We start from the raw sequence: 18,951 nt of genomic DNA on the forward strand, positions 1-18,951 counted from the left end.
GGCTCAGCGCGCCGGACCGACCTCGTCCGGGAGATGGGCCACCACGACCGCCACCGACTCCTCGGCGGTCGCGGCCGTGGTGACGTGCTTCCCGCCTGCCCGGACGACGAAGCCGTCGGGCCGCGGATCGACCGAGTACCCGACCCTCTCGTAGGGCCACTCGACGGTCGCCGAGAACCAGAGCATGAAGTGGCTGGTGACCGGCATCAGCCGGCGCAGCCTCGGCTGCGCGTGGGCCGCCTCCAACAGCGCCCGCACGTAAGGGCGGTCGTTCCGCGCGGGCAGCCCGGCCAGGTCGATCTTCGCCCGCCACGCCACCTCGACCCGGTCGAACGGCTCCCGCTCGTGGTCCAGCGCCCACGCGTTGAAACCGACGAACGGGGCCGCCGCCCGCGTCCCTTCCAGGTCGGCGCCACCCGTCCACGCGGCCACCGCCCGGGCCGCCTCCCCGAGCTCACCGGTCACGCCGTACGCCAGCCAGGCCCCCTGCTTCCGGCAGCGCACCCGGTAGCGGAGGTCGCTCCGGTACTGGACCACGACCACCAACCGGTCGTCCATCACACCGAACTCGACCCGCCCCTCCCGGACCTCCGCCGGTTCGGGCAGCTCCAGCCCGAGCTCGGCGGCCGCCCGGGCCAACGCCACGGCAAGGGCGTCCTCGCCGCCCGGTTCGATCGGGTCGGGCTCGACTGCTGCAGAGATCATGCGCGCCAGTGTGCCCGGAAATCCGTTCGTACGTTCACCGATCCGAGTTCGCGGGCTTCACACAGGCTCCACCGCCCGGCTGGCCGCCGAGGAAAATCCCGCGCGGTGTCCCGCCCGACCGGGCACCATCAGTGGCATGACCGAGCGACACGAACCCGAGTGGGTGACCCTGTTCTCCTTCCCCAACGTCGCCGGCGCGCCGCGCCCCGGCCGTCTGATCACCCTTTGACTGCGTGACCGGGGATCGACTGGTTCCCGTTCTCGGGCGAGGACATCCGCATCGACCTGATGTGCGGCATCGGATCTGACGGGCACTGGCACGGCACCGTCGCGGTCAACATCGCCGCGCCCGCCCTCCGCGCGCTCGGCCTCCATCCCGACCAGCCGACCTCCGCGCCCGCGGACCCGCCGCCGCCCGCCTGGTGGGGGCCGTGGCTGCGCGGACGGGCGTGAGTCGGATGCCCGGGCTCGCCGGGTGGCGCGTACGGGACGGCGTCGGGCCCGGCCCCTATCCTCGGGGCCATGGCCATTCAGCGCATGGACAACGTCGGCATCGTCGTCGACGACCTCGACGCCGCCGTCGCCTTCTTCACCGAACTCGGCATGGAGCTGGAAGGCCGGATGCCGATCGAAGGACGCTGGGCGGAGACCGTCGTCGGGCTCGACGACATGCGCAGCGAGATCGCGATGATGCGGATCCCGAACGCCCCGGGCCGGCTCGAACTGGCGAAGTACCACACGCCGAAGGCGATCACCCCCGAACCGGAGATCACCCCGGCGAACACGCTGGGCCTGCACCGCGTCATGTTCGCCGTCGACGACATCGAGGACACCCTCGCCCGCCTCCGCCCGCACGGCGCCGAACTCGTCGGCGAAGTGACCCGCTTCGAGGACAGCTACCTGCTCTGCTATCTCCGCGGGCCGAGCGGCATCATCCTCGCGCTGGCCGAGCAGCTGAGCTGAGAGCACTCGCGCAGGGGTCGAACCGGACGCCGACGCCGGCGGCGGTTCGTCGTCGCACGGCCCGAAGGTGATCGGGCCCACCGCGGTTCGGCCGTGCGTCCACGAAAGCGTGATGCTCCGGCGCGCCGGGCGTTCCGCCAGTCGGCCGATCCCTACGATCCGTAGTGGATGCGTCACGATACGCCGCCCCCATCCGTTCCGAGGGAGCCGCCATGCCCGAACTCGTCCCGCCGCGCCACGGTGCGCGTGCCGTCTGGTCCGACTTCTGCGCCGTCGCCCCCAGTCCCGAACTCCGCCAGCGTCTGCAGGACCAGCTCACCAGGGCCCGTTCGGGCGCGGACGAGCTGGCCGGGCAGCTGGCGGTCTCCCGCGCGCCGCGCCACCTGGGGTTCGACGACGGCACGATCTTCCCGCCCGCCGAGTTCCCGCTGGGCACGCCGTACACCACGATCCAGGCGGCGGCGGCCGACCGGGCGCCGCTGCGCGGCCCGGTGCGGGTGATCGTGGTGCTGGCGGACTTCTCCGACCGGGAGATGACCGCGACGGCCCAGCACTTCGAGGACCTCTTCTTCTCGCTCGGGGTGCTGCCGAACGGCAGTGTCCGCGAGTACTACCGCGAGGTGACGCACGGCCTGGTCGACATCGTCGGCGAGGTGGTCGGTCCGCTGCGGCTGCCGCAGACGCTGGACTGGTACGCCAACGGCAACTTCGGCATCGGCCGGCCGAGCGGGGAGGCCAGGGCCAACATCATGGCGCGGGACGCCGCGCAGGCGGCCGACCCGGCGGTGGACTTCGGCCCGTACGACAACGACGCCAACGGGTACGTGGACGCGTTCATCGTGGTGCACGCCGGGTCGGGCGGCGAGGCGACCGGCAACTCGGGCGACATCTGGTCGCACAAGTGGACGCTGCCGGGCGAGCTGAACGCCGACGGCACCAAGATCTTCGCCTATCTGACCATTCCCGAGGACGCCAGGATCGGGGTCTGCGCCCACGAGTTGGGCCACCTGCTGTTCGGCTTCCCGGACCTGTACGACACCGACGGCACCTCGGAGGGGGTCGGCAACTGGTGCCTGATGGGCGCCGGTTCGTGGGGCGGCGGCGGTGACGTGCCGGTCCACCCGTCCGCCTGGTGCAAGGTGAACCAGGGGTGGGCGGCGTCGACCGTGGTCACCTCCGGCGGCACGCTGTCGTTCGAGGACGTGAAGTCCAGCCACACCGTGCACCGGCTGTGGAAGGACGGCGGCGGGGGCAGCGAGTACTTCCTGGTGGAGAACCGGCAGTTGACCGGTTACGACCGCTCGCTGCCGGGCCCGGGCCTGCTGGTGTGGCACATCGACGAGGCCAAGCCGGGCAACACCGACGAGAACCACTACAAGGTCGGGCTGCTGCAGGCCGACAACAAGCGCGACCTGGAGACCGCCCACAACCGCGGCGACGCCGGCGACCCGTTCCCCGGCAGCGCGGCCAACACCGCGCTCAGCGGCTCCACTTCGCCGAGCACGCAGTCGTACGCGGGCGCGGACACCTGCGTCACGCTGTCGGCCATCTCGGCGGCCGCGCTGACCATGACCGCCAGCGTCTCGGTCTCCTGCGGCAAGCCGCTGGCGAAGGAGTTGAAGGACGGCGGCAAGGAGCGCAAGGACGCGGGCAAGGAGACCAAGGAGCCGCTGAAGGAGCGGAAGGACGCCCGCAAGGAGACGAAGGAGCCGTTCAAGGAGCGCAAGGACGTCCGGAAGGAGTTCAAGGAGCCCTTCAAGGAGCGCAAGGACCTCAAGGACCGGATCGAGGTGAAGCAGTTCGACCTGCCGGTCCGCCCGCCGGAGGGCGGCACGGCCGACGATTCGGTGGCCGCGGTGCTGGCCGATCTGCAGGCCCGGCTGGAGGCGGTCGAGGAGGTCCTGGCGGGCGAGTACGGGCCGGAGGGCGGCCGCGAGGGCGGGTACGGGGACGTGGGCGGCGAGCCGGCGGGCGAGCCGTTCATCGGCTCGGCGCTGCGGCCCGACCTGCCCGGCGGTCCGGTGTTCGACGCGGGTTCGGAGGCGCTGCGGCAGGCCATGGGCGACGCCGACCCGCAGGCCAAGCGGGCCTTCGACACCCTGCCCTCGCAGTGACCGGCCCGGAACCAGGCCCCGGCCTCACCGGGACGGCCGCGGCGGCCGCGTCCACGGCCGTCCTGGTGCGGCCGGTGCCGGCCGTCGGCGCGGCGGTCGGGCTGCCGGCCAGCCGGCCGGCGGGCGATCCGGTCACCCTTCCTGGGCGCCGCAGGGCGGCGGCGCGGGCGCAGGCGGGTCGGCCGGTGGCGGTGCTGGCGGAGCGCGGGGACATCGGGGCGGCCGGGGTGGCGCGGGAGGTCGCGGCGCGCCTCGGCGGCGAGCGGGTCCTGCTGCTGACGCCGGGGATGCTGGCCCGCTCCCGGTGGAGCCACCGGGTCGGCCCGGACGGCCGGGCGAGCACCCGTATCGTGCTGCCGGACGGCCGGCTGCTCGACTCGGCCCAGACCGGCGCGGTGCTGCACCGCCTCGACCGGCTGCCGGCGGTCGGCCTGCGCCGCGCCGACGCCAAGGACCTGGCCTACGCCCGCACCGAACTCCTCGCCCTGCTGGCCAGTTGGCTGCTGGGGCTCGGCCCGCGGGTGCTGGGTCCGGTGAGCGCGTCCGGCGCCGCCCGGGGGTCGCTCTCGCCCACCGCGGCGCTCGCGCACGCCGCCCGCTGCGGCCTCCCGGTGGCCCGGCGCGGCGGGGCCACCCGGGTCGGCCTGCTGGACCGGCCGGCGCCGGGCGAGCGGCTGGTCCCGCACCTGGACTGGCCGGGCGGCCGCGGCGCGCCGGTCCCGGCGGACCTGCTCCCCGACCCCGGTGCCGGCCCGAGCGAGCGGCTGCTGCTGTGCGGCGAGCGCCTCGTCGGCGCGCTCGCCGGGCGGTACGCGGAGCCGTCCCGCCGGCTGGGCGCGCTGCTCGGCAGCGACCTGCTGGAACTGCGCTTCACCCGCGGCGTGCTGGCGGAGGTGGACGCGTGCCCGCCGCTCGCGGCGGCGGAGCAGCGGTCCGCGGTGGCCGAGCACCTGGTCGCCCTGGCGGAGGCCGCGTGATCCTCTTCTACGGCTGCCCGGACGACGATCCGCTCACCCGCGCCGTCGCGGCCGCCCGTGCGGCGGGCGTGGACCACCTGCTGCTGGACCAGACCCGGCTGGCCCGCTACGACCTGGTCTGCGGTCCGGGTCTGGCGGGCCGGGTCGGCGCCGAGGGCCGCACCGTGCCGCTGGACGCGGTGACCGCGGTGTACGCGCGCCCGCTCGACCCGCCGGCGGACCGCGCCGACCCGGCGGCCCGGGCCCGGACCGCGGCCTTCCACGGGTGGTTCACCGACTGGCTGGACACGGCGGACGCCCTGGTGGTCAACCGGCCGCGGGCGATGGAGTCCAACGGCTCCAAGCCGTACCAGGCGCAGCTGATCGCCCGCGCGGGCTTCGCCGTACCGGACACCCTGGTCAGCGACGACCCGGAGGAGATCCGGGCCTTCCACCGCGGCCACGGCCGGGTGGTGTACAAGTCGCTGAGCGGGATCCGGTCCATCGTCCGGGAGTTGACGGAGGCGGACGGTGCCCGGCTGCATCTGGTGCGGGCGCTGCCGACGCAGTTCCAGGCGTACGTGCCGGGGCGGGACGTGCGGGTGCACGTGGTCGGCGAGCGGGTGTTCGCGGCGGCGGTGGACTGCGCCGCGATCGACTACCGCTACGCCGGGCGCGACGGCCTGCACGCCGAGTTGAGCCGGTACGAGCTGCCGCCGGAGGTGGCGGAGCGCTCGGTGGCGCTGGCCGCCGGCCTCGGGCTGTCGCTGGCCGGGATCGACCTGCGGGTCCGCCCGGACGGGACGTGGGTGTGCTTCGAGGTCAACCCGATGCCCGCCTACAGTTACTACGAGTCGCACACCGGGCTGCCGATCGCGGCGGCCCTGGTCGAGTTGCTGGCCGCCGCCGACCTCGGTGCGGCGCCGGCCCGTGTGGAGGTGTGAGCCATGGTCGCTCCGGTCGAGAACCTCACCGCCCTGCGCATCCGGGTGGCCGCGATCGGCCCCCATCCGCGCCTGCCCGACTGGGACCTGGCCGCGGTGGACGTGCTGTCGGCCGCGCCCGTCCCGGGGCTGAGCGATCTGCTGTCCTCGCGGGTCGGGCAGCGGATCGACCTGGCCGTGCCGGCCAAGCAGGCCGACGGGCTGCACCCCGGGATCGTGGCCGACCTGCGCGCCCGCCTCGCGGTGGGCGAGGTGCTGGCCGAACGCGACCCGGCCGAGGGCGACTTCACCATCGAGAACCCCTGACCGGGCCGCCCTCGTCGGGGGCGGCACCAAGGCGCAAATCGGGTGCGGCGGGGACTTGCAACTGCTTGGATGCCCCGTGACCATTTCTGACGCCACCCTGCTCGACCGGATCGAGCGCTTCTACGACGCCGTCCCCCGCGCCGCCGCCCGCGCGGAGGACTTCGGCCCGCTCACCCTGTTCGTCCGCAAGGACCCGGGCTTCGCGTACTACGCCCGCCCGACGGTCGACGGCTGCGCCGAGGTGGGCGCGGCGGAGGTGGCCCGGGTGCGGGCCCGGCAGCGGGAACTCGGCGTGCCGGAGAGCTTCGAGTGGGTGGCCGAGACCGCCCCGGCGCTGCGGGCCGCCGTCGAGGCGGACGGCCTGCCGGTCAACGAGCACCCGCTGATGGTCCTCGACGGCGACGGTCCGGCGCCCGGCGGCGACCCGGACGGCATCGAGGTCCGGATCGTGCCGGCCGGCGACCCGCTGCTCGCCGCGGCGATCGCCGTTCCCCGCCTCGCCTTCGGGGAGCCCGGCACCGGGGTCGGCTCCGCCGGTCCGGCCGAACTGGCCGACGCCACGGCGGAGGCCGCCCGGGACGGCTCGGTGGCGCGGCTGACCGCGCGGATCGACGCCGGGCTGTCCGCGGTCGCGGTGGCCGTCGACGCGGACGGCACGGTGCTCTGCTCGGGCCAGCACCAGTGGGTGGACGAGGTCGCCGAACTGGTCGGCATCGGCACCCTGCCCGCCGCCCGCCGGCGCGGCCTGGCCCGGGCGGTCACCGCCTGCCTGGCCGCCGACGCCCGTGCGCGCGGCGTGCGGACGGTCTTCCTCAGCGCGAGCGACGACGCGGTGGCCCGGGTGTACGGCTCGGTGGGGTTCCGGCGGATCGCCACCGCCCTCATCGCCGAGCCGCACTGAGCCCGCCGCACCTGGCCCGGTGCACGGAACCCGCGGTCACTCCGGCGGGAGCGGGTCCGCCCGTTCCAGCAGCCCCGCCAGCAGGTCGCCGTGCTCGGCGACCCGGGCGAGCACCTGCTCGGGGCTGAACGCGAGGTCGTCCGGCGAGCCGCACTGCTCCACCTCGGTCCAGGCGAGCGGGGTGGAGACGCCGGGGACGGCGGTGGCCCGCAGGGTGTAGGGCGCGGCGGTGGTCTTGGCGGTGGCGTTCTGCGACCAGTCGACGAAGACCCGGCCGCTGCGCAGCGCCTTCGCCATCCGGGCGACCACCAGGGTCGGGTGCTCGCGGGCGAGCGTCTCGGCGAGCGCCCGCGCGTAGCCGCCGACCCGGGCGGCGGGGGTGGGCGGCAGCGCCGCGTACAGGTGCAGGCCCTTGCTGCCGGAGGTCTTGGGGTGGGCGGTGAGGCCGTCGGCGGCAAGCCGGTCGCGGATCAGCAGGGCGACCCGGCAGCAGTCGGTGAGGTCGGCGCCGGGTCCGGGGTCGAGGTCGACGACCAGGCGGTCGTGGTGGTCGGGTCCGGTGTCGGCCGTCCACTGGGGGACGTGCAGTTCCAGGGCGTAGCCGTTGGCGACGGTCATCAGGGTGGCGAGGTCGTCGACGGCGACGCGTTCCTTGGGGCCCTCGTGGCTGGGGGCGGTGACGGTGCGTACCCAGGCGGGCAGGCCGGGTGGCGGGTTCTTGGCGAAGAAGCCCTCCTCGCCGATGCCGGCGGGGAAGCGCAGGAAGGTCGCGGGCCGGCCGCGCAGGTGCGGCAGCAGGGCGGGCGCGACCTGGGCGTAGTAGTAGAGGGCCTCGCCCTTGGTCCATCCGGTGGCCGGCCACAGCACCTTGTCGAGGTGGGACAGGACCAGTCGGCGGCCTTCGACTTCCGTGACCTGGCGCTCGGGCATACCGTGGTAAATCCCCGCGAAAAGGACCGGTTATGCCGCAGGTCACCTGGAAAGGCGTCATCACGTTCGGGCTGGTCAGCGTGCCCGTCCAGCTGTACTCGGCGACCGAGGAGCACAGCGGTCCCACCCTGCACCAGGTGCACGCCGAGGACGGCTCCCGGATCCGGCTGAAGCGCTTCTGCGAGGCCGAGGGCGTCGAGGTGCCGTACGGCGAGATCGCCAAGGGCTACGAGAGCGAGGACGGCCGCCAGGTGGTGCTGGACGACGACGACCTCGCCCAGCTGCCGCTGCCCAGCAAGAAGGTGGTCGACGTGCTCGCCTTCGTGCCGGCCGAGACCATCGACCCGCTGATGTACTCCAAGGCGTACTACGTGGCCACCGCCGACAAGGCGCCCGCCAAGCCGTACGTGCTGCTGCGCGACGCGCTGCGCGAGTCGGGCCAGATCGCGGTGACCAAGGTGACCATGCGGACCCGCGAGTCGCTGGCGGTGCTGCGGGTGCACGGGGACGCGCTGGTGCTGCAGACCTGCCTGTGGCCGGACGAGGTGCGCTCGGCGGAGGGGATCGCGCCGGACGAGAAGGTCACCGTCCGCCCGCAGGAGCTGAAGATGGCCCGCTCGCTGATGGACACCCTCTCCGAGGACTTCGACCTCTCCGCCCTGCACGACGAGTACCAGGCGGCGCTGCAGCAGGTGATCGACGCCAAGCTGGCCGGGGTGGAGGCCCCGCACGGCGAGGAGCCCGCGCCGGCGGGCGGTGCCGATGTGATCGACCTGATGGCGGTGCTGCGCAGCAGCGTGCAGGCGGCCCGGAGCGAGCACGCGAAGGCGGCCGGCCGGGCCGAGCCGGCGCCCGCCGAGGAGGCGGAGCCGGCGCCGAGGAAACGGGCCGCGCCGCGCAAGAAGGCCGCCGCCGAGAAGCCGGCCCCGGCGAAGAAGACCGCCGCCGCCAAGAAGACGGCGGCCAAGAAGTCCGCCCCGCGCCGGGCCTCCTGACCGTCCGCCACCCACCGGCGGCGCCCGTGCGGCGGCACGGGCCGGTGCACGGGCGGATGCACGGGCGATTGCCGCGAACTCGTGCGGGCGGCCCGCTTTGGAACGAGGCCGCGGCGGGCACCACCAAGGGGCGCGGGCAACGATGCCCGCTGGCACCGGAGGTGAGCCGATGGACGGGCCCGCACTCTCCCACCGTGAACTGCTGATCCTCGGTCAGATCGAGGCCGCGCTGCGCACCGACCGCCTGCTGGAGCGCCGGCTGCGCACCATGCGGTTCTCCCGTTCCGGCCGGCTGCGCCGCGCGCTCCGCCGCCGCCCGCAGCTGCTGGTCGGCGTGCTGGCGGTGCTGCTCGTCCTCTCCTCCGCCCTGCTCGCCACCGGCGTGGTGCTCGGGCTGCCGCTGCTCATCGCGGCGGTGGCCTCCGCCTGGGCGGCCGGGTTCGCCGGCCTCCTGCTCTTCACCCGCCGCCACGCACCGTGACCGGAGGGGGCATCAGAGACCCGGGAGGCCGGTCCGGACGCCGTCGAGGGCGTGCGAGCAGACGCAGTCACGGGTGGCGGGGAGGCTCTCCAGGGCCTTGAAGAGCACGGTGCGCAGCCGGTCCACATTGCGGGCGAACACGGCGAGCACCTCGGCGTGGGTGACGCCCTCGCCGGTCTCCACGCCCGCGTCGAGGTCGGTGACCAGGGCGAGGGAGGTGTAGCAGACGCCGAGCTCGCGGGCGAGGGCCGCCTCGGGGTGGCCGGTCATGCCGACCACGGACCAGCCGTTGGCGGTGTACCAGCGGGACTCGGCGCGGGTGGAGAAGCGCGGCCCCTCGATCACCACCAGCGTCCCGCCGTCGACCGGCTCCCAGGCGTGGTCCCGGGCCGCGGCGACGACGGCGCGCCGGCCGTCCGGGCAGTACGGGTCGGCGAGCGACACGTGCACCACCTCGGGCACGGTGCCGTCGGGCAGCGGCAGTCCGTCGTAGAAGGTCTGGACGCGGCCGGAGGTGCGGTCGGCGAACTGGTCGGGGACGACCAGCGTGCCGGGGCCGTACTCGGGGCGCAGTCCGCCGACGGCGCACGGGCCGAGCACCTGGCGCACTCCGAGCGCGTGCAACGCCCAGAGGTTGGCGCGGTAGTTGATCCGGTGCGGGGGCAGCCGGTGGCCGCGGCCGTGCCGGGGCAGGAAGGCGACCGGGCGGCCGGCCACCGCGCCGAGGAAGACCGAGTCGCTGGGCGGGCCGTACGGGGTCTCGACGGCGACCTCGACCACGTCGTCGAGCAGGGCGTACAGGCCGGAGCCGCCGATCACGCCGATCTCGGCGGCGGGCGTGCCGGTGGTGACGTCGGCCATGGCTCTCCCTGGTTCACCGGGGTCCGGGTCGCGGGGGCGGCGCCGCCCCCGCCGTCCACCCTACGGTCCCGGGGCCCCGGCAGCGCCCGGTACGGGACGGACGACCCTGCGGTCCTTACCGCGGCGGGGCGGCGAAGCGTACAGTGACAGCCTCGGCGGACAGGAGTGACGGGATGGACATCCGGACGGCGGCGCACCACCCGACGGTGGGTGCGCACCGGGCGCTGGGCTGGCGGGTGCGGCCCGAGTCGCCGACGGCGGCGGTCCTGGTGCTGCACGGCGGCCAGGAGTACGGCGAGCACGCGCCGGGCCGGGTGAACCTGCCGGGTCTGCGGATGCGCGGCTTCGCCCGCTCGGTGGAGCGCGGGACGGCCGGGGCGGGGGTGGCGGTCGGCGTGGTGCGCTACCGCTGCCGCGGCTGGAACGGCGACCGGGCGGACGCGGCGCAGGACGCGCTGGCCGCGCTGTCGGACCTGGCGGAGGAGCTGGGCCCGGTGCCGACGGTGCTGATCGGGCACTCGATGGGCGGCCGGGCGGCGCTGCGGGCGGGCGGGCATCCGTGCGTGACCGGGGTGGTGGCGCTGGCGCCGTGGTGTCCGCGGGACGAGCCGACCGGGCACCTGGCGGGCCACCGGGTGCTGATGCTGCACGGCGACCGCGACCGGGTGACCTCGCCCGCCGACACCGACCTGTTCGCGGCCCGGGCGCGGGCGGCGGGCGCGCAGGTGGCCGGCTACCGGGTGACCGGCAGCGGGCACACCCTGCTGCGGCGGGCCGCCGACTGGCACCGGACCACCGCCGCGCTCACCCTCGGCCTGCTGGGCCTGGCCGAGCTGCCCGCCGACATCGCGGCGGCGCTGGCGGCCGACGACCCGGACGCATCGGGCGGTCTGGCGCTCCCGCTGGGCTGACCGCGGGCCGGTCCGAAAAAACTTTTCGCCGGCGTTGAACCCATCCGGGGCGGCAGCCGTGTGGAGGGTGCACGCGCCTTTACGGCGCATCCCACACCAACACACCTGTCACCAGGGGGAGTTCGCCATGCCCGTTACCGTTCGCAACCGCCGTCTGCTCGCCGTCTCCGGGCTCGCCGCCCTGCTGCTCACCGCGACCGCGTGCAGCAGCAGCGGCGACCAGGGCTACGGCAAGCCCGCCGCCGCCCCGGCGGCCGCGGCCCCCGCGTCCGCCGCGGCCGGCGCCGCCGCGGGAGCCGCCACCGAGGGCACCAAGCTGCTCGCCGCCACCTCGGCCGGCCTCGGACCGATCGTCACGGACGCGGCCGGCCGCACCCTGTACCGCTTCGACAAGGACACCGCCAAGCCCTCGGCCAGCATGTGCACCGACGCCTGCGCCGCGAAGTGGCCGCCGGTCCCGGCCCAGGACAAGGTCGACGTCACCGGCGTCGACTCGGCGCTGGTCGGCAGCATCATCCGGCCCGACGGGACCAAGCAGCTGACCCTGGGCGGCTGGCCGCTGTACCGGTACGCGGGCGACAGCTCGCCGGGCCAGACCAACGGGCAGGGCGTCGGCGGCACCTGGTTCGCCAGCACGCCCGCCGGCAAGAAGGCCCAGGCGCAGACGCAGTCCGCCCCGGCGCAGAGCCAGCCCACCGGCGGCACCTCGTACGGGTACTGACCGTCCCGGCCCGCCCCGGAACCGACCGGCCGCCGGACGGGAGGCCCACCCCGCAGCCTCCCGCGCCCGGCGGCCGGTCATCCGCCGTTCCGGGCACCGGGCATGATTTCCGCCGGAACGGTTGAACCGGTCGGCCGCGTCGTACGTGCTGCTCCCCGGTACCTGATGACGGAGGAATGGCGGATGGCGAGGACACGAGCCGGTGCCCGGCGTGACGCGGCCGACGAGGCGCTGATCCGGACGCTCTACGAGCAACACGGCGGGGCGCTGCTCGCGTACGCCGTCCGGCTGACCGGCGACCGCGCGGCGGCCGAGGACGTGGTGCAGGAGACGCTGATCCGCGCCTGGCGCAATCCCGAGGCGCTGACCGAGGCCCGGGGTTCGGTGCGCGGCTGGCTGCTGACCGTGGAGCGCAACCTGATCACCGACCGGTTCCGGGCCAGGGCGGCCCGCCCGGCCGAGGTGGCCGAGGTGTCGGAGGAGATCGCCACCGTGCCGGTGGAGCGCGACCACGCCGACGGCGTGGTGGAGACGCTGGTCATGACGCAGGCACTGGACCGGCTCTCGCCGGAGCACCGCGAGGTGCTCCGCTCGATCTACTTCCAGCGGCTGTCGGTCGCCGAGGCGGCGGCCCAGTTGGGCATACCGCCCGGCACGGTCAAGTCCCGGGCGCACTACGCGCTGCGGGCGTTGAAGAAGTCGTACGCCGGCGGTTCGGGCAGCCTGAAGGAGGTGGCGGTATGAGCGCCGAGCTGCACGATCCGGGCGCTGAGCTGGTCGGCGCCTACGTCCTTGGCCTGCTGGAGCCGGCGGAGGTGGCGGAGGTCGAGCGGCACCTGTCCGGGTGCGCGTCCTGCCGGCGGGAGGTGGCCGAGTTGCGCGAACTGGAGGGCGTTCTGGGCGAGGTCCCGCCCGAATTCCTGATCGACGGGCCGCCGGAGGGCGGCGACCTGCTGCTGCAGCGGACCCTGCGGCGGGCCCGCCGGGAGCGCGGCTCGGAGCAGGTGCGGCGCCGGGCGTGGCTCGGGGCGGGCGCGGTGGCCGCGGCCGCGGCGGTGCTCGCCGTCGGGCTGTCGGTGGGCCGGGGCACGGCGCCCGAAGCGCCCCCGGTGGCGGTCGGTCCCGTCCCGTCGGCGTCCACCGGGTCGCCGCCGCCGGCCGGGACCAGGACGGCCGCGCTGACCGATCCGACCACCGGCGCCCGGATGACCGTGACGGTCACCCCGGCGATGGGCTGGGTACGGGTGAACGCGGCGGTCGCCGGCCTCCCTCCGGGCGAGCGCTGCCATCTGGTGGTCAACGGCCGCAGCGGGGCGAAGGCGGACGCGGGCAGCTGGCTGGTCTCACCGGCCGGCGCCAAGGCCGGCACCACGCTGAACGGTTCGGCCCTGGTCGACCCGGCCGACGTGGCCTCGGTGTCGGTGGTGAACGAATCCGGCACGACGTTCGTCACCGTGCCGGTCTGACGGGTCGTGGTGGTCGGCGGGCCCGACGGCCCGTCGGCCACCGCGCCGTCACTGGAGGATGTTGATCGCCCGGGCGATCACCAGGCCCGCCACCGCCAGCGAGGTGGCCGCCTCGATCATCATCAGGAACTTGGCCCAGCGCCGGATCGCCGAGACGTCGGTCGGGCTGAACGCGGTGGCGGTCCAGAACGACAGCGACAGGTAGTCGGCGAAGTTCGGCAACCAGTCGGCCGGCGCGTATGCGCTGTGCTGCATCTCGGGGAAGACGAAGGCGATCTTGACGGCCGGCCGGTGGGCGCGGGCGGCAGCCCCGCCGCGGTCCAGGTCCCAGTACCAGAGCGCGAAGGCGATCACATTGGTGGCCCAGGCCACTCCCCCGGTGGCCAGCAGGCCGGTGGCGTTGTTGGCGAACAGCTTGTTGTTGGTCAGGATGTCGGTCACCAGGTGGACCCCGGCGTACAGGTTGGCCGCGGTGACGAAGGCGATCATGGCCTCGATGACCACCCGCAGCCAGGTCCGCTGCCGGTCGATCCGCCCGGGGTCGCCGATCACCAGCACCGCCAGCAGGACGCCCAGCACCGCCAACACCGTCCAGGCCGGCTCCAGCCGGTAGGCCGGGGGCAGCGCCACGTGCAGCAGCCCGGCCGTCACGATCGCGGTCGCCACCGGCCACCAGTGCTCGCCGCGCTCCGCGGCCGGGTCCTCAGTCGCTGCCATGCCTCATTGTCGCCTCGCCCGCGCCGCGGGCCGCGGATGTCGCCCGACGGAACCGGTCCCGTGTGTTGCGGCCCCGCTCGCCGGGGTGGCGCGGGACGCCGGCTCAGCCGGGGACGGTCCGGAAGCGGCGCCGGTACTCGCCCGGGGTGGTGTCCAGGGTCCGGCGGAAGGCCCGGACCAGCGTGTCGGTGGTGCCGAACCCGCAGACGGCGGCGAGCCGTTCGAGGGTCATGTCGCCGGATTCGAGGTGGTGGCGGGCCCGTTCCACCCGGGCCGACTCGACGTAGGCGCTCGGGGTCAGGCCCAGTTCGGACTTGAAGATCCGGGTGAGCTGCCGCTCGCCGATGTGGGCGTGGGCGGCCAGGTCGGCGACGGTGAGCGGGCGGTCGAGGTGGCGGGCGATGTACAGGCGCAGGTCCTCGATCCGCCGGGTGGTGGAGACGGGCTCCAGCGGCACGCTGAACTGGCTCTGCCCGCCGGGCCGCTTCAGGTACATCACCAGCTGGCGGGCGACCCGCAGCGCCACCGTCTCGCCGAAGTCCTCGGCGACCAGGGCGAGCGAGAGGTCGAGGCAGGCGCTGATGCCGGCGCCGGTCCACACCGAGCCGTCGCGGATGAAGATCGGGTCGGCGTCGACCTCGATCTGCGGGTGTTCGTCGGCCAGTTGGCGCGCGGTCGACCAGTGGGTGGTGGCGCGCCGGCCGTCCAGCAGTCCGGCGGCGGCCAGCAGGTGCGCGCCGACGCAGACCGAGGCCAGGCGGCGGGAACGGGCGGCAAGCACCCGGACCTGCTCGACCACGGCCGGGTCGGCGAGGGCGTGCACCCGGCGGTGCTCGTCGACCTCGACCGCGCCGGGCACCAGCAGGGTGTCGATGCGCTGTTCGGCGGCCTGCGCAACGGTGAGGTCGGGCAGGATCCGCACCCCGGCGGCGGTGGTGACCGGATCCGTGGTCCGCGCGGCGAGCACGACCCGGTAGCCGGTCTCCTCGCCGGTCTCCCGGCGCACCAGCGAGAACACCTCGGGCGGCCCGGTCACGTCGAGCAGGTCGACGCCCTCGAACAGCAGGATGACGACCAGTCGGTCCACCGCGCCCATGAATCCTCCGCCCCGGCGATGTCGGTTTCTGCATGCTAGACGACATTGCCGACATGACGGGGCCGGTCATAGCGTTCCTGGTGCGGGCTCACCACGGGCGAGCCGCACCCACCGACATCATCTAGGGGGAACTCCCATGTCCTCGACGACCCTGCGCGAGCTCACCGGCCTCGACCCGGCTCCCGCCGCGCTCTCCGCGGCGACCCTGGTCCTGATCGACTACCAGAACACCTACACCACCGGCGTGCTGGAGCTGACCGGGTGGCGGGAGGCGCTGGACTGCGCCGCCGACCTGCTGGCCCGGGCCCGGGCGGCCGGCACCCCGGTGGTCCACGTGGTCAACGACGCCGGCCCGGGCACCCCGTACGACATCACCGCCGGGATCGGCGCGATCCACCCGGCGGTGGCCCCGGTCGACGGCGAGGAGGTGGTGGTCAAGCGGGTGCCCGACGCCTTTGTCGACACCGGGCTGGCCGAGCTGCTCGACGCCGCCGGCCACCGGGACGTGGTGGTGGCCGGCTTCATGACCCACATGTGCGTGGCGTTCACCGCGGCCGGCGCCTTCCTGCGCGGCCACCGGCCGACCGTGGTCGCCGACGCCTGCGCGACCCGGCCGCTCGGCGCGACGGGGGCCGAGCAGCTGCACCGGGCCGCGCTCGCCACCGTCGCCGACCTGTACGGCGTGGTGGTCCGGTCGCCGGCCGACCTGGGCTGACCGGGGTTCAGCCGCGGGCGGCGGCCGTGCCCAGGATCGCCGGGTCCTCGGCGAGTTCGGCCAGCAGGGCGTCCAGCTTGGCCCGGTCGACCGAGGGCATCAGGAAGACGTGCACGTAGCTGCGGCGGGTGGACTCGTCGCCCGGCACCATCAGCACGTCCTGGGAGGAGAGCGACCACTTGGCCACCAGCTCGGCGCTGGGCTTGCGGAAGCGCACCGTGACCGCGCCCGGGGTACGGGCCGGCCAGAGCTCGACGCCCGCCGCCCGCTCGATCTCCCGCAGACGCCGCTCCAGGTAGCCGGCCAGCTCCTGGGCGCCGCGGATCCGGTCCACCTGGTCCTGGTAGGAGTGCCGGGACAGGTGGTCCCAGATCACCAGCGGGGAGAAGCCGTTGCGCGAGCCGGCGAAGGTGGTGTCGGGCGCGCCGATGTACTCCGGCTGGGTCGGCGGCGATATCTGGTACTTGACCTTGGTCATGTAGATGCCGCACGGCCACGGCGCGCCCGCCCACTTGTGGCCGCTCATCGCGATCGAGGAGACCATGTCGACCTCGCCGTGCTCCCGGGTGGGCAGGGTCAGCCCGAAGTCGTACTCGGGCAGCTCCGCCTCGGGGGTCCAGCCGTACGCCGGGTCCTGGGCGGCCATCCGCAGGAACGGGGCGTAGCCCGCGCCGAGCGCGCCGTCGACGTGGATCCAGAAGCCGCGGCGCAGGTCGGTCAGCGGCTCGCCGGTGGCGGGGTCGGTGCCGTAGACCACCTCGCGCTCGATCAGGCCGTACCGCTCGAAGATCGGCAGCAGCCGCTCGCAGACCCGGCGGACGTCGTCGTGGGCGCCCTTGAAGGTGGAGCCGAGGTTGAGGTTGACGAAGATCGGGTGGCCGTGGGCGGCGAAGAAGTCGACCAGCACCGCCAGCGCGTCGATGTCGATCTCGCCCGGGCCGTCCCAGGAGCGGCCGGACGGGCCGGCGGCGGACGGCACCTCGACCGGCCACTCGCGCCGCCCGGTGGCGGGGTCGACCAGCGGGCACTCGTCCGGGTACAGCTCGGTGCCGACCGCGTGGAAGGTCTCCACGTTCAGCACCCGGACCGCCTTGGCGAAGGAGTAGTGGGTGTCCTCGGAGTAGAAGGCGACCGGCCGGTGGGCGTTCGGGTTACTCCGGTCGGGGCGGGCCTTGACGTAGCGCAGCGCGTCGTACGGGGCCTGCGGCGGCAGGATCAGCGCCTTGCCGCTCAGGTAGTCGCGGGCGTTCCAGAGGGCGTACATGTTGCCCTCGGTCGAGCCCATGGACAGCATGTAGCCCCAGTACGACTCGGGGTCGGCCGGGTCGTGCGGGCCCTTGGCGTTCCACAGCCGCGCGTAGTAGTCGAGCACCGCCCGCTCGACCACCTTGGTGTTCGGCTTGTAGCCGCCGCTCTGGAACGGGTCGCCGAGGTTGTTGATGTTGTTCGGCATGAACCGGGCCAGGTCGAGCGCGCAGTGCTGCATCTCCTGGGTGGCCTGGTAGCCGACCAGGTGCCGCCGCTTGCGGGTGAGGTACTCGTCGACCGTGTCCAGGGCGCGCTGGCGCTCGTACTCACTGAGGCCGGCGGCCGGGAGGGCGAAGCCGCGGGCGTCCGGCTCGGGCCCCGGGTCCACGGCGGGCGCGGCGTCGATGTCGGGCGCGGCGTCGAACGTGGCGGTGGGGCTCATGGGCAGGGGGCTCCCGGGATCGCTGGGCGGCAGGGTGGGGTCGCCGGCCATCATGGAACTTTCCGCCACCGAACGGAAGACCGTTCGAACATCCTTCGGCCGATTGGCCACGCGCCTTGCGAATCATCGGCACGACCGTGGATCCTGGGGTCCGTGCCGAACAATCCGCAGGCCCGCCGCGCGCCCATCGACGACGTGGACCGGGCGATCATCCGCGCCCTCGCCGAGAACGCCCGGCTGCCCAACAACGCCCTCGCCGAGGCGGTGGGCATCGCCCCCTCGACCTGCCTGGGCCGGGTCAGGGCGCTGCAGGAGCGCGGCATCATCCGCGGCTTCCGGGCCGAGGTGGACCCGGCCGCGATCGGGCTGCCCCTGCAGGCGATGATCTCGGTCCGGCTGCGGGCGCACACCCGCGAGCAGAACGAGAGCTTCCGCACCACCGCCCCCGACCTGCCGGGCGTGCTGGCGGTGTTCCACATGGCCGGGTCCGACGACTATCTGCTGCACGTCGGCGTGGCCGGGCCCGAGGCGCTGCGCGACTTCGTGGTCGACCACCTCACCACCCACCCGGCGGTCGCCCAGACCCGGACCAACCTGATCTTCGAGCAGATAGCGGGCCGCCGGTACCTGGGCTCGGGGGGCTGAGCCGGCGGCGCCGCTCGGCCCCGGCGCCGCTCAGCCGATCTCGAAGCGGGTGCCTGCCAGTGCGGCGATCAGCCGGCCCGCGGCGCCCAGGTCGGCCGGCGGGCACGGCACGGCGACCTCCTCGGCCCGCTCCCCCACGGCCACCACCAGCCGCTGGGCGGGGGCGGTCCGGGGATCGCCCAGGTCCAGGCGCACCCGCGCGATCCGCTGAACCGGGATCCGCACCTCGGCGGCGCCGCCCGGCGCCTGCGCGACGAGCTCCGCCCGGGTGATCCGCAGCGGACCGAGGACCAGTTCGCCGCCCTCGTCCAGCCGGCGCAGCCCGCCCGCGAGCACCCCCTCCATCAGCGCGGCGGCCAGTTCGCTGCCGCCGCCCACGATCTGGCGCTCGGCGAAGCCGAACGCCTCGCGGCCGCCGATGCCCACGCCGTACGCGTACAGCGGCGGGCCGACCCGCTGCGGTACCGCCCGCTTGACCCGTACGTGCACCTCGGACCAGTCCGCCACGGCCTTCACCCGGCCGAGCAACCCGGTGAGCACGATCCCGTGCGCGAAGGTGTGGACGGCCCGGTTCCGGCGGGTGAGCACGCCCAGGGCGATCATGGGACCGGCCAGGACGGCGAAAACCGCGACCGTGCCCCAGCCGAAGCCGGCCGCCGACTCCCACCCGGCGGCGGGCAGCGCCACCAGCGACATCAGCAGCCAGAACAGCCCGTTGTACCGGTACCGCTCCCGGAACCCGCCGAGGCCGGCCGCCTGCGCGGCGCTCGCCACCCGGTCCGAACGCATCGCGCCTCCACCCCATTTCGCCGCAGCGCCATCCCCCGTTCGCCG

General features: G+C 74.7%; 22 protein-coding genes. 15 read left to right on the top strand and 7 right to left on the bottom strand.

Annotated features, from left to right (window positions below):
* Window positions 1-3 precede the first annotated feature (3 nt).
* A complete protein-coding gene (locus FHR36_RS22060; RefSeq protein ID WP_253799897.1) occupies window positions 4-705 on the bottom strand; it encodes a DUF6193 family natural product biosynthesis protein in 702 nt (233 codons plus the stop codon).
* Window positions 706-993: 288 nt separating this feature from the next.
* Between FHR36_RS22060 and FHR36_RS22065 the strand changes: the two genes are divergently transcribed.
* The 7 genes from FHR36_RS22065 (at window position 994) to FHR36_RS22095 (ending at window position 6,889) form a co-directional block, all read left to right on the top strand.
* Window positions 994-1,158, top strand: a complete 165-nt coding sequence (locus FHR36_RS22065; protein WP_253799898.1) for a hypothetical protein — start codon at window positions 994-996, stop codon at window positions 1,156-1,158.
* A gap of 69 nt (window positions 1,159-1,227) precedes the next feature.
* A complete protein-coding gene (locus FHR36_RS22070) occupies window positions 1,228-1,668 on the top strand; it encodes a VOC family protein (protein ID WP_253799899.1) in 441 nt (146 codons plus the stop codon).
* 212 nt (window positions 1,669-1,880) lie between these two features.
* On the top strand, window positions 1,881-3,782 hold the full coding sequence (locus tag FHR36_RS22075) for a M6 family metalloprotease domain-containing protein (protein ID WP_253799900.1): 1,902 nt from the start codon (window positions 1,881-1,883) through the stop codon (window positions 3,780-3,782).
* On the top strand, window positions 3,779-4,759 hold the full coding sequence (locus FHR36_RS22080; RefSeq protein WP_253799901.1) for a hypothetical protein: 981 nt from the start codon (window positions 3,779-3,781) through the stop codon (window positions 4,757-4,759). The genes FHR36_RS22075 and FHR36_RS22080 overlap by 4 nt, the downstream gene beginning before the upstream one ends.
* The gene (locus FHR36_RS40000) at window positions 4,756-5,682 is read left to right on the top strand and encodes an ATP-grasp domain-containing protein (protein ID WP_253799902.1); all 927 of its coding nucleotides are present in this window, start codon (window positions 4,756-4,758) and stop codon (window positions 5,680-5,682) included. Before FHR36_RS22080 ends, FHR36_RS40000 begins: the two co-directional genes overlap by 4 nt.
* 3 nt (window positions 5,683-5,685) lie before the next feature.
* A complete protein-coding gene (locus tag FHR36_RS22090; RefSeq protein WP_253799903.1) occupies window positions 5,686-5,988 on the top strand; it encodes a hypothetical protein in 303 nt (100 codons plus the stop codon).
* A gap of 76 nt (window positions 5,989-6,064) precedes the next feature.
* Window positions 6,065-6,889 carry a GNAT family N-acetyltransferase gene (locus FHR36_RS22095; protein WP_308199618.1) on the top strand — a complete coding sequence of 275 codons (825 nt, stop codon included), beginning with the start codon at window positions 6,065-6,067 and terminating at the stop codon, window positions 6,887-6,889.
* Window positions 6,890-6,925: 36 nt separating this feature from the next.
* On the opposite strand, the gene ligD is transcribed toward FHR36_RS22095, so the two are convergent.
* A complete protein-coding gene (gene ligD / locus FHR36_RS22100; protein WP_253799904.1) occupies window positions 6,926-7,819 on the bottom strand; it encodes a non-homologous end-joining DNA ligase in 894 nt (297 codons plus the stop codon).
* 32 nt (window positions 7,820-7,851) lie between these two features.
* On the opposite strand from ligD, the gene ku reads away from it, so the two are divergent.
* Window positions 7,852-8,814: a non-homologous end joining protein Ku gene (gene ku, locus FHR36_RS22105; RefSeq protein WP_253799905.1), complete on the top strand. Its 963-nt coding sequence runs from the start codon at window positions 7,852-7,854 to the stop codon at window positions 8,812-8,814.
* A gap of 169 nt (window positions 8,815-8,983) precedes the next feature.
* Window positions 8,984-9,295 (top strand): hypothetical protein, encoded by a 312-nt coding sequence (locus FHR36_RS22110; protein ID WP_253799906.1) that lies wholly within the window; start codon window positions 8,984-8,986, stop codon window positions 9,293-9,295.
* Window positions 9,296-9,307: 12 nt separating this feature from the next.
* Here FHR36_RS22110 and FHR36_RS22115 read toward each other — a convergent pair whose 3' ends face one another.
* Window positions 9,308-10,156, bottom strand: coding sequence for an S-methyl-5'-thioadenosine phosphorylase (locus FHR36_RS22115; protein ID WP_253799907.1), 849 nt, complete (start codon window positions 10,154-10,156; stop codon window positions 9,308-9,310).
* Window positions 10,157-10,329: 173 nt separating this feature from the next.
* On the opposite strand from FHR36_RS22115, the gene FHR36_RS22120 reads away from it, so the two are divergent.
* The 4 genes from FHR36_RS22120 (at window position 10,330) to FHR36_RS22135 (ending at window position 13,254) form a co-directional block, all read left to right on the top strand.
* Window positions 10,330-11,067, top strand: coding sequence for an alpha/beta fold hydrolase (locus tag FHR36_RS22120; protein ID WP_253799908.1), 738 nt, complete (start codon window positions 10,330-10,332; stop codon window positions 11,065-11,067).
* A gap of 127 nt (window positions 11,068-11,194) precedes the next feature.
* On the top strand, window positions 11,195-11,788 hold the full coding sequence (locus FHR36_RS39455) for a hypothetical protein (RefSeq protein WP_301330521.1): 594 nt from the start codon (window positions 11,195-11,197) through the stop codon (window positions 11,786-11,788).
* Between the two features lie 183 nt (window positions 11,789-11,971).
* The gene (locus tag FHR36_RS22130; protein ID WP_253799909.1) at window positions 11,972-12,532 is read left to right on the top strand and encodes a sigma-70 family RNA polymerase sigma factor; all 561 of its coding nucleotides are present in this window, start codon (window positions 11,972-11,974) and stop codon (window positions 12,530-12,532) included.
* Window positions 12,529-13,254: an anti-sigma factor family protein gene (locus tag FHR36_RS22135; protein WP_253799910.1), complete on the top strand. Its 726-nt coding sequence runs from the start codon at window positions 12,529-12,531 to the stop codon at window positions 13,252-13,254. Before FHR36_RS22130 ends, FHR36_RS22135 begins: the two co-directional genes overlap by 4 nt.
* 48 nt (window positions 13,255-13,302) lie before the next feature.
* Here the strand turns inward: FHR36_RS22135 and FHR36_RS22140 are convergent, their stop codons facing one another.
* On the bottom strand, window positions 13,303-13,971 hold the full coding sequence (locus FHR36_RS22140; RefSeq protein WP_253799911.1) for a hypothetical protein: 669 nt from the start codon (window positions 13,969-13,971) through the stop codon (window positions 13,303-13,305).
* Between the two features lie 103 nt (window positions 13,972-14,074).
* Window positions 14,075-15,067 (bottom strand): GlxA family transcriptional regulator, encoded by a 993-nt coding sequence (locus tag FHR36_RS22145; protein ID WP_253799912.1) that lies wholly within the window; start codon window positions 15,065-15,067, stop codon window positions 14,075-14,077.
* Between the two features lie 136 nt (window positions 15,068-15,203).
* On the opposite strand from FHR36_RS22145, the gene FHR36_RS22150 reads away from it, so the two are divergent.
* Complete coding sequence (locus tag FHR36_RS22150) at window positions 15,204-15,782, top strand: isochorismatase family protein (protein ID WP_253799913.1); 579 nt, start codon at window positions 15,204-15,206, stop codon at window positions 15,780-15,782.
* 7 nt (window positions 15,783-15,789) lie between these two features.
* Here FHR36_RS22150 and FHR36_RS22155 read toward each other — a convergent pair whose 3' ends face one another.
* On the bottom strand, window positions 15,790-17,472 hold the full coding sequence (locus tag FHR36_RS22155; protein WP_253799914.1) for a PLP-dependent aminotransferase family protein: 1,683 nt from the start codon (window positions 17,470-17,472) through the stop codon (window positions 15,790-15,792).
* Between the two features lie 153 nt (window positions 17,473-17,625).
* Between FHR36_RS22155 and FHR36_RS22160 the strand changes: the two genes are divergently transcribed.
* Window positions 17,626-18,117 carry an Lrp/AsnC family transcriptional regulator gene (locus FHR36_RS22160; RefSeq protein ID WP_253799915.1) on the top strand — a complete coding sequence of 164 codons (492 nt, stop codon included), beginning with the start codon at window positions 17,626-17,628 and terminating at the stop codon, window positions 18,115-18,117.
* Between the two features lie 30 nt (window positions 18,118-18,147).
* On the opposite strand, the gene FHR36_RS22165 is transcribed toward FHR36_RS22160, so the two are convergent.
* Window positions 18,148-18,906 carry a hypothetical protein gene (locus FHR36_RS22165; RefSeq protein ID WP_253799916.1) on the bottom strand — a complete coding sequence of 253 codons (759 nt, stop codon included), beginning with the start codon at window positions 18,904-18,906 and terminating at the stop codon, window positions 18,148-18,150.
* Window positions 18,907-18,951: the final 45 nt, after the last annotated feature.

Source organism: Kitasatospora cinereorecta (genome assembly GCF_024172095.1).
In the GTDB taxonomy this organism is placed as follows: Bacteria; Actinomycetota; Actinomycetes; order Streptomycetales; family Streptomycetaceae; genus Kitasatospora; species Kitasatospora cinereorecta.

Coding starts and splice junctions, on each gene's coding strand:
- FHR36_RS22060 (WP_253799897.1), bottom strand. CDS start 705: ATGATCTCTGCAGCAGTCGAGCCCGACCCGATCGAACCGGGCGGCGAG.
- FHR36_RS22065 (WP_253799898.1), top strand. CDS start 994: ATGTGCGGCATCGGATCTGACGGGCACTGGCACGGCACCGTCGCGGTC.
- FHR36_RS22070 (WP_253799899.1), top strand. CDS start 1,228: ATGGCCATTCAGCGCATGGACAACGTCGGCATCGTCGTCGACGACCTC.
- FHR36_RS22075 (WP_253799900.1), top strand. CDS start 1,881: ATGCCCGAACTCGTCCCGCCGCGCCACGGTGCGCGTGCCGTCTGGTCC.
- FHR36_RS22090 (WP_253799903.1), top strand. CDS start 5,686: ATGGTCGCTCCGGTCGAGAACCTCACCGCCCTGCGCATCCGGGTGGCC.
- ligD (WP_253799904.1), bottom strand. CDS start 7,819: ATGCCCGAGCGCCAGGTCACGGAAGTCGAAGGCCGCCGACTGGTCCTG.
- ku (WP_253799905.1), top strand. CDS start 7,852: ATGCCGCAGGTCACCTGGAAAGGCGTCATCACGTTCGGGCTGGTCAGC.
- FHR36_RS22110 (WP_253799906.1), top strand. CDS start 8,984: ATGGACGGGCCCGCACTCTCCCACCGTGAACTGCTGATCCTCGGTCAG.
- FHR36_RS22115 (WP_253799907.1), bottom strand. CDS start 10,156: ATGGCCGACGTCACCACCGGCACGCCCGCCGCCGAGATCGGCGTGATC.
- FHR36_RS22120 (WP_253799908.1), top strand. CDS start 10,330: ATGGACATCCGGACGGCGGCGCACCACCCGACGGTGGGTGCGCACCGG.
- FHR36_RS39455 (WP_301330521.1), top strand. CDS start 11,195: ATGCCCGTTACCGTTCGCAACCGCCGTCTGCTCGCCGTCTCCGGGCTC.
- FHR36_RS22130 (WP_253799909.1), top strand. CDS start 11,972: ATGGCGAGGACACGAGCCGGTGCCCGGCGTGACGCGGCCGACGAGGCG.
- FHR36_RS22135 (WP_253799910.1), top strand. CDS start 12,529: ATGAGCGCCGAGCTGCACGATCCGGGCGCTGAGCTGGTCGGCGCCTAC.
- FHR36_RS22140 (WP_253799911.1), bottom strand. CDS start 13,971: ATGGCAGCGACTGAGGACCCGGCCGCGGAGCGCGGCGAGCACTGGTGG.
- FHR36_RS22145 (WP_253799912.1), bottom strand. CDS start 15,067: ATGGGCGCGGTGGACCGACTGGTCGTCATCCTGCTGTTCGAGGGCGTC.
- FHR36_RS22150 (WP_253799913.1), top strand. CDS start 15,204: ATGTCCTCGACGACCCTGCGCGAGCTCACCGGCCTCGACCCGGCTCCC.
- FHR36_RS22155 (WP_253799914.1), bottom strand. CDS start 17,472: ATGAGCCCCACCGCCACGTTCGACGCCGCGCCCGACATCGACGCCGCG.
- FHR36_RS22165 (WP_253799916.1), bottom strand. CDS start 18,906: ATGCGTTCGGACCGGGTGGCGAGCGCCGCGCAGGCGGCCGGCCTCGGC.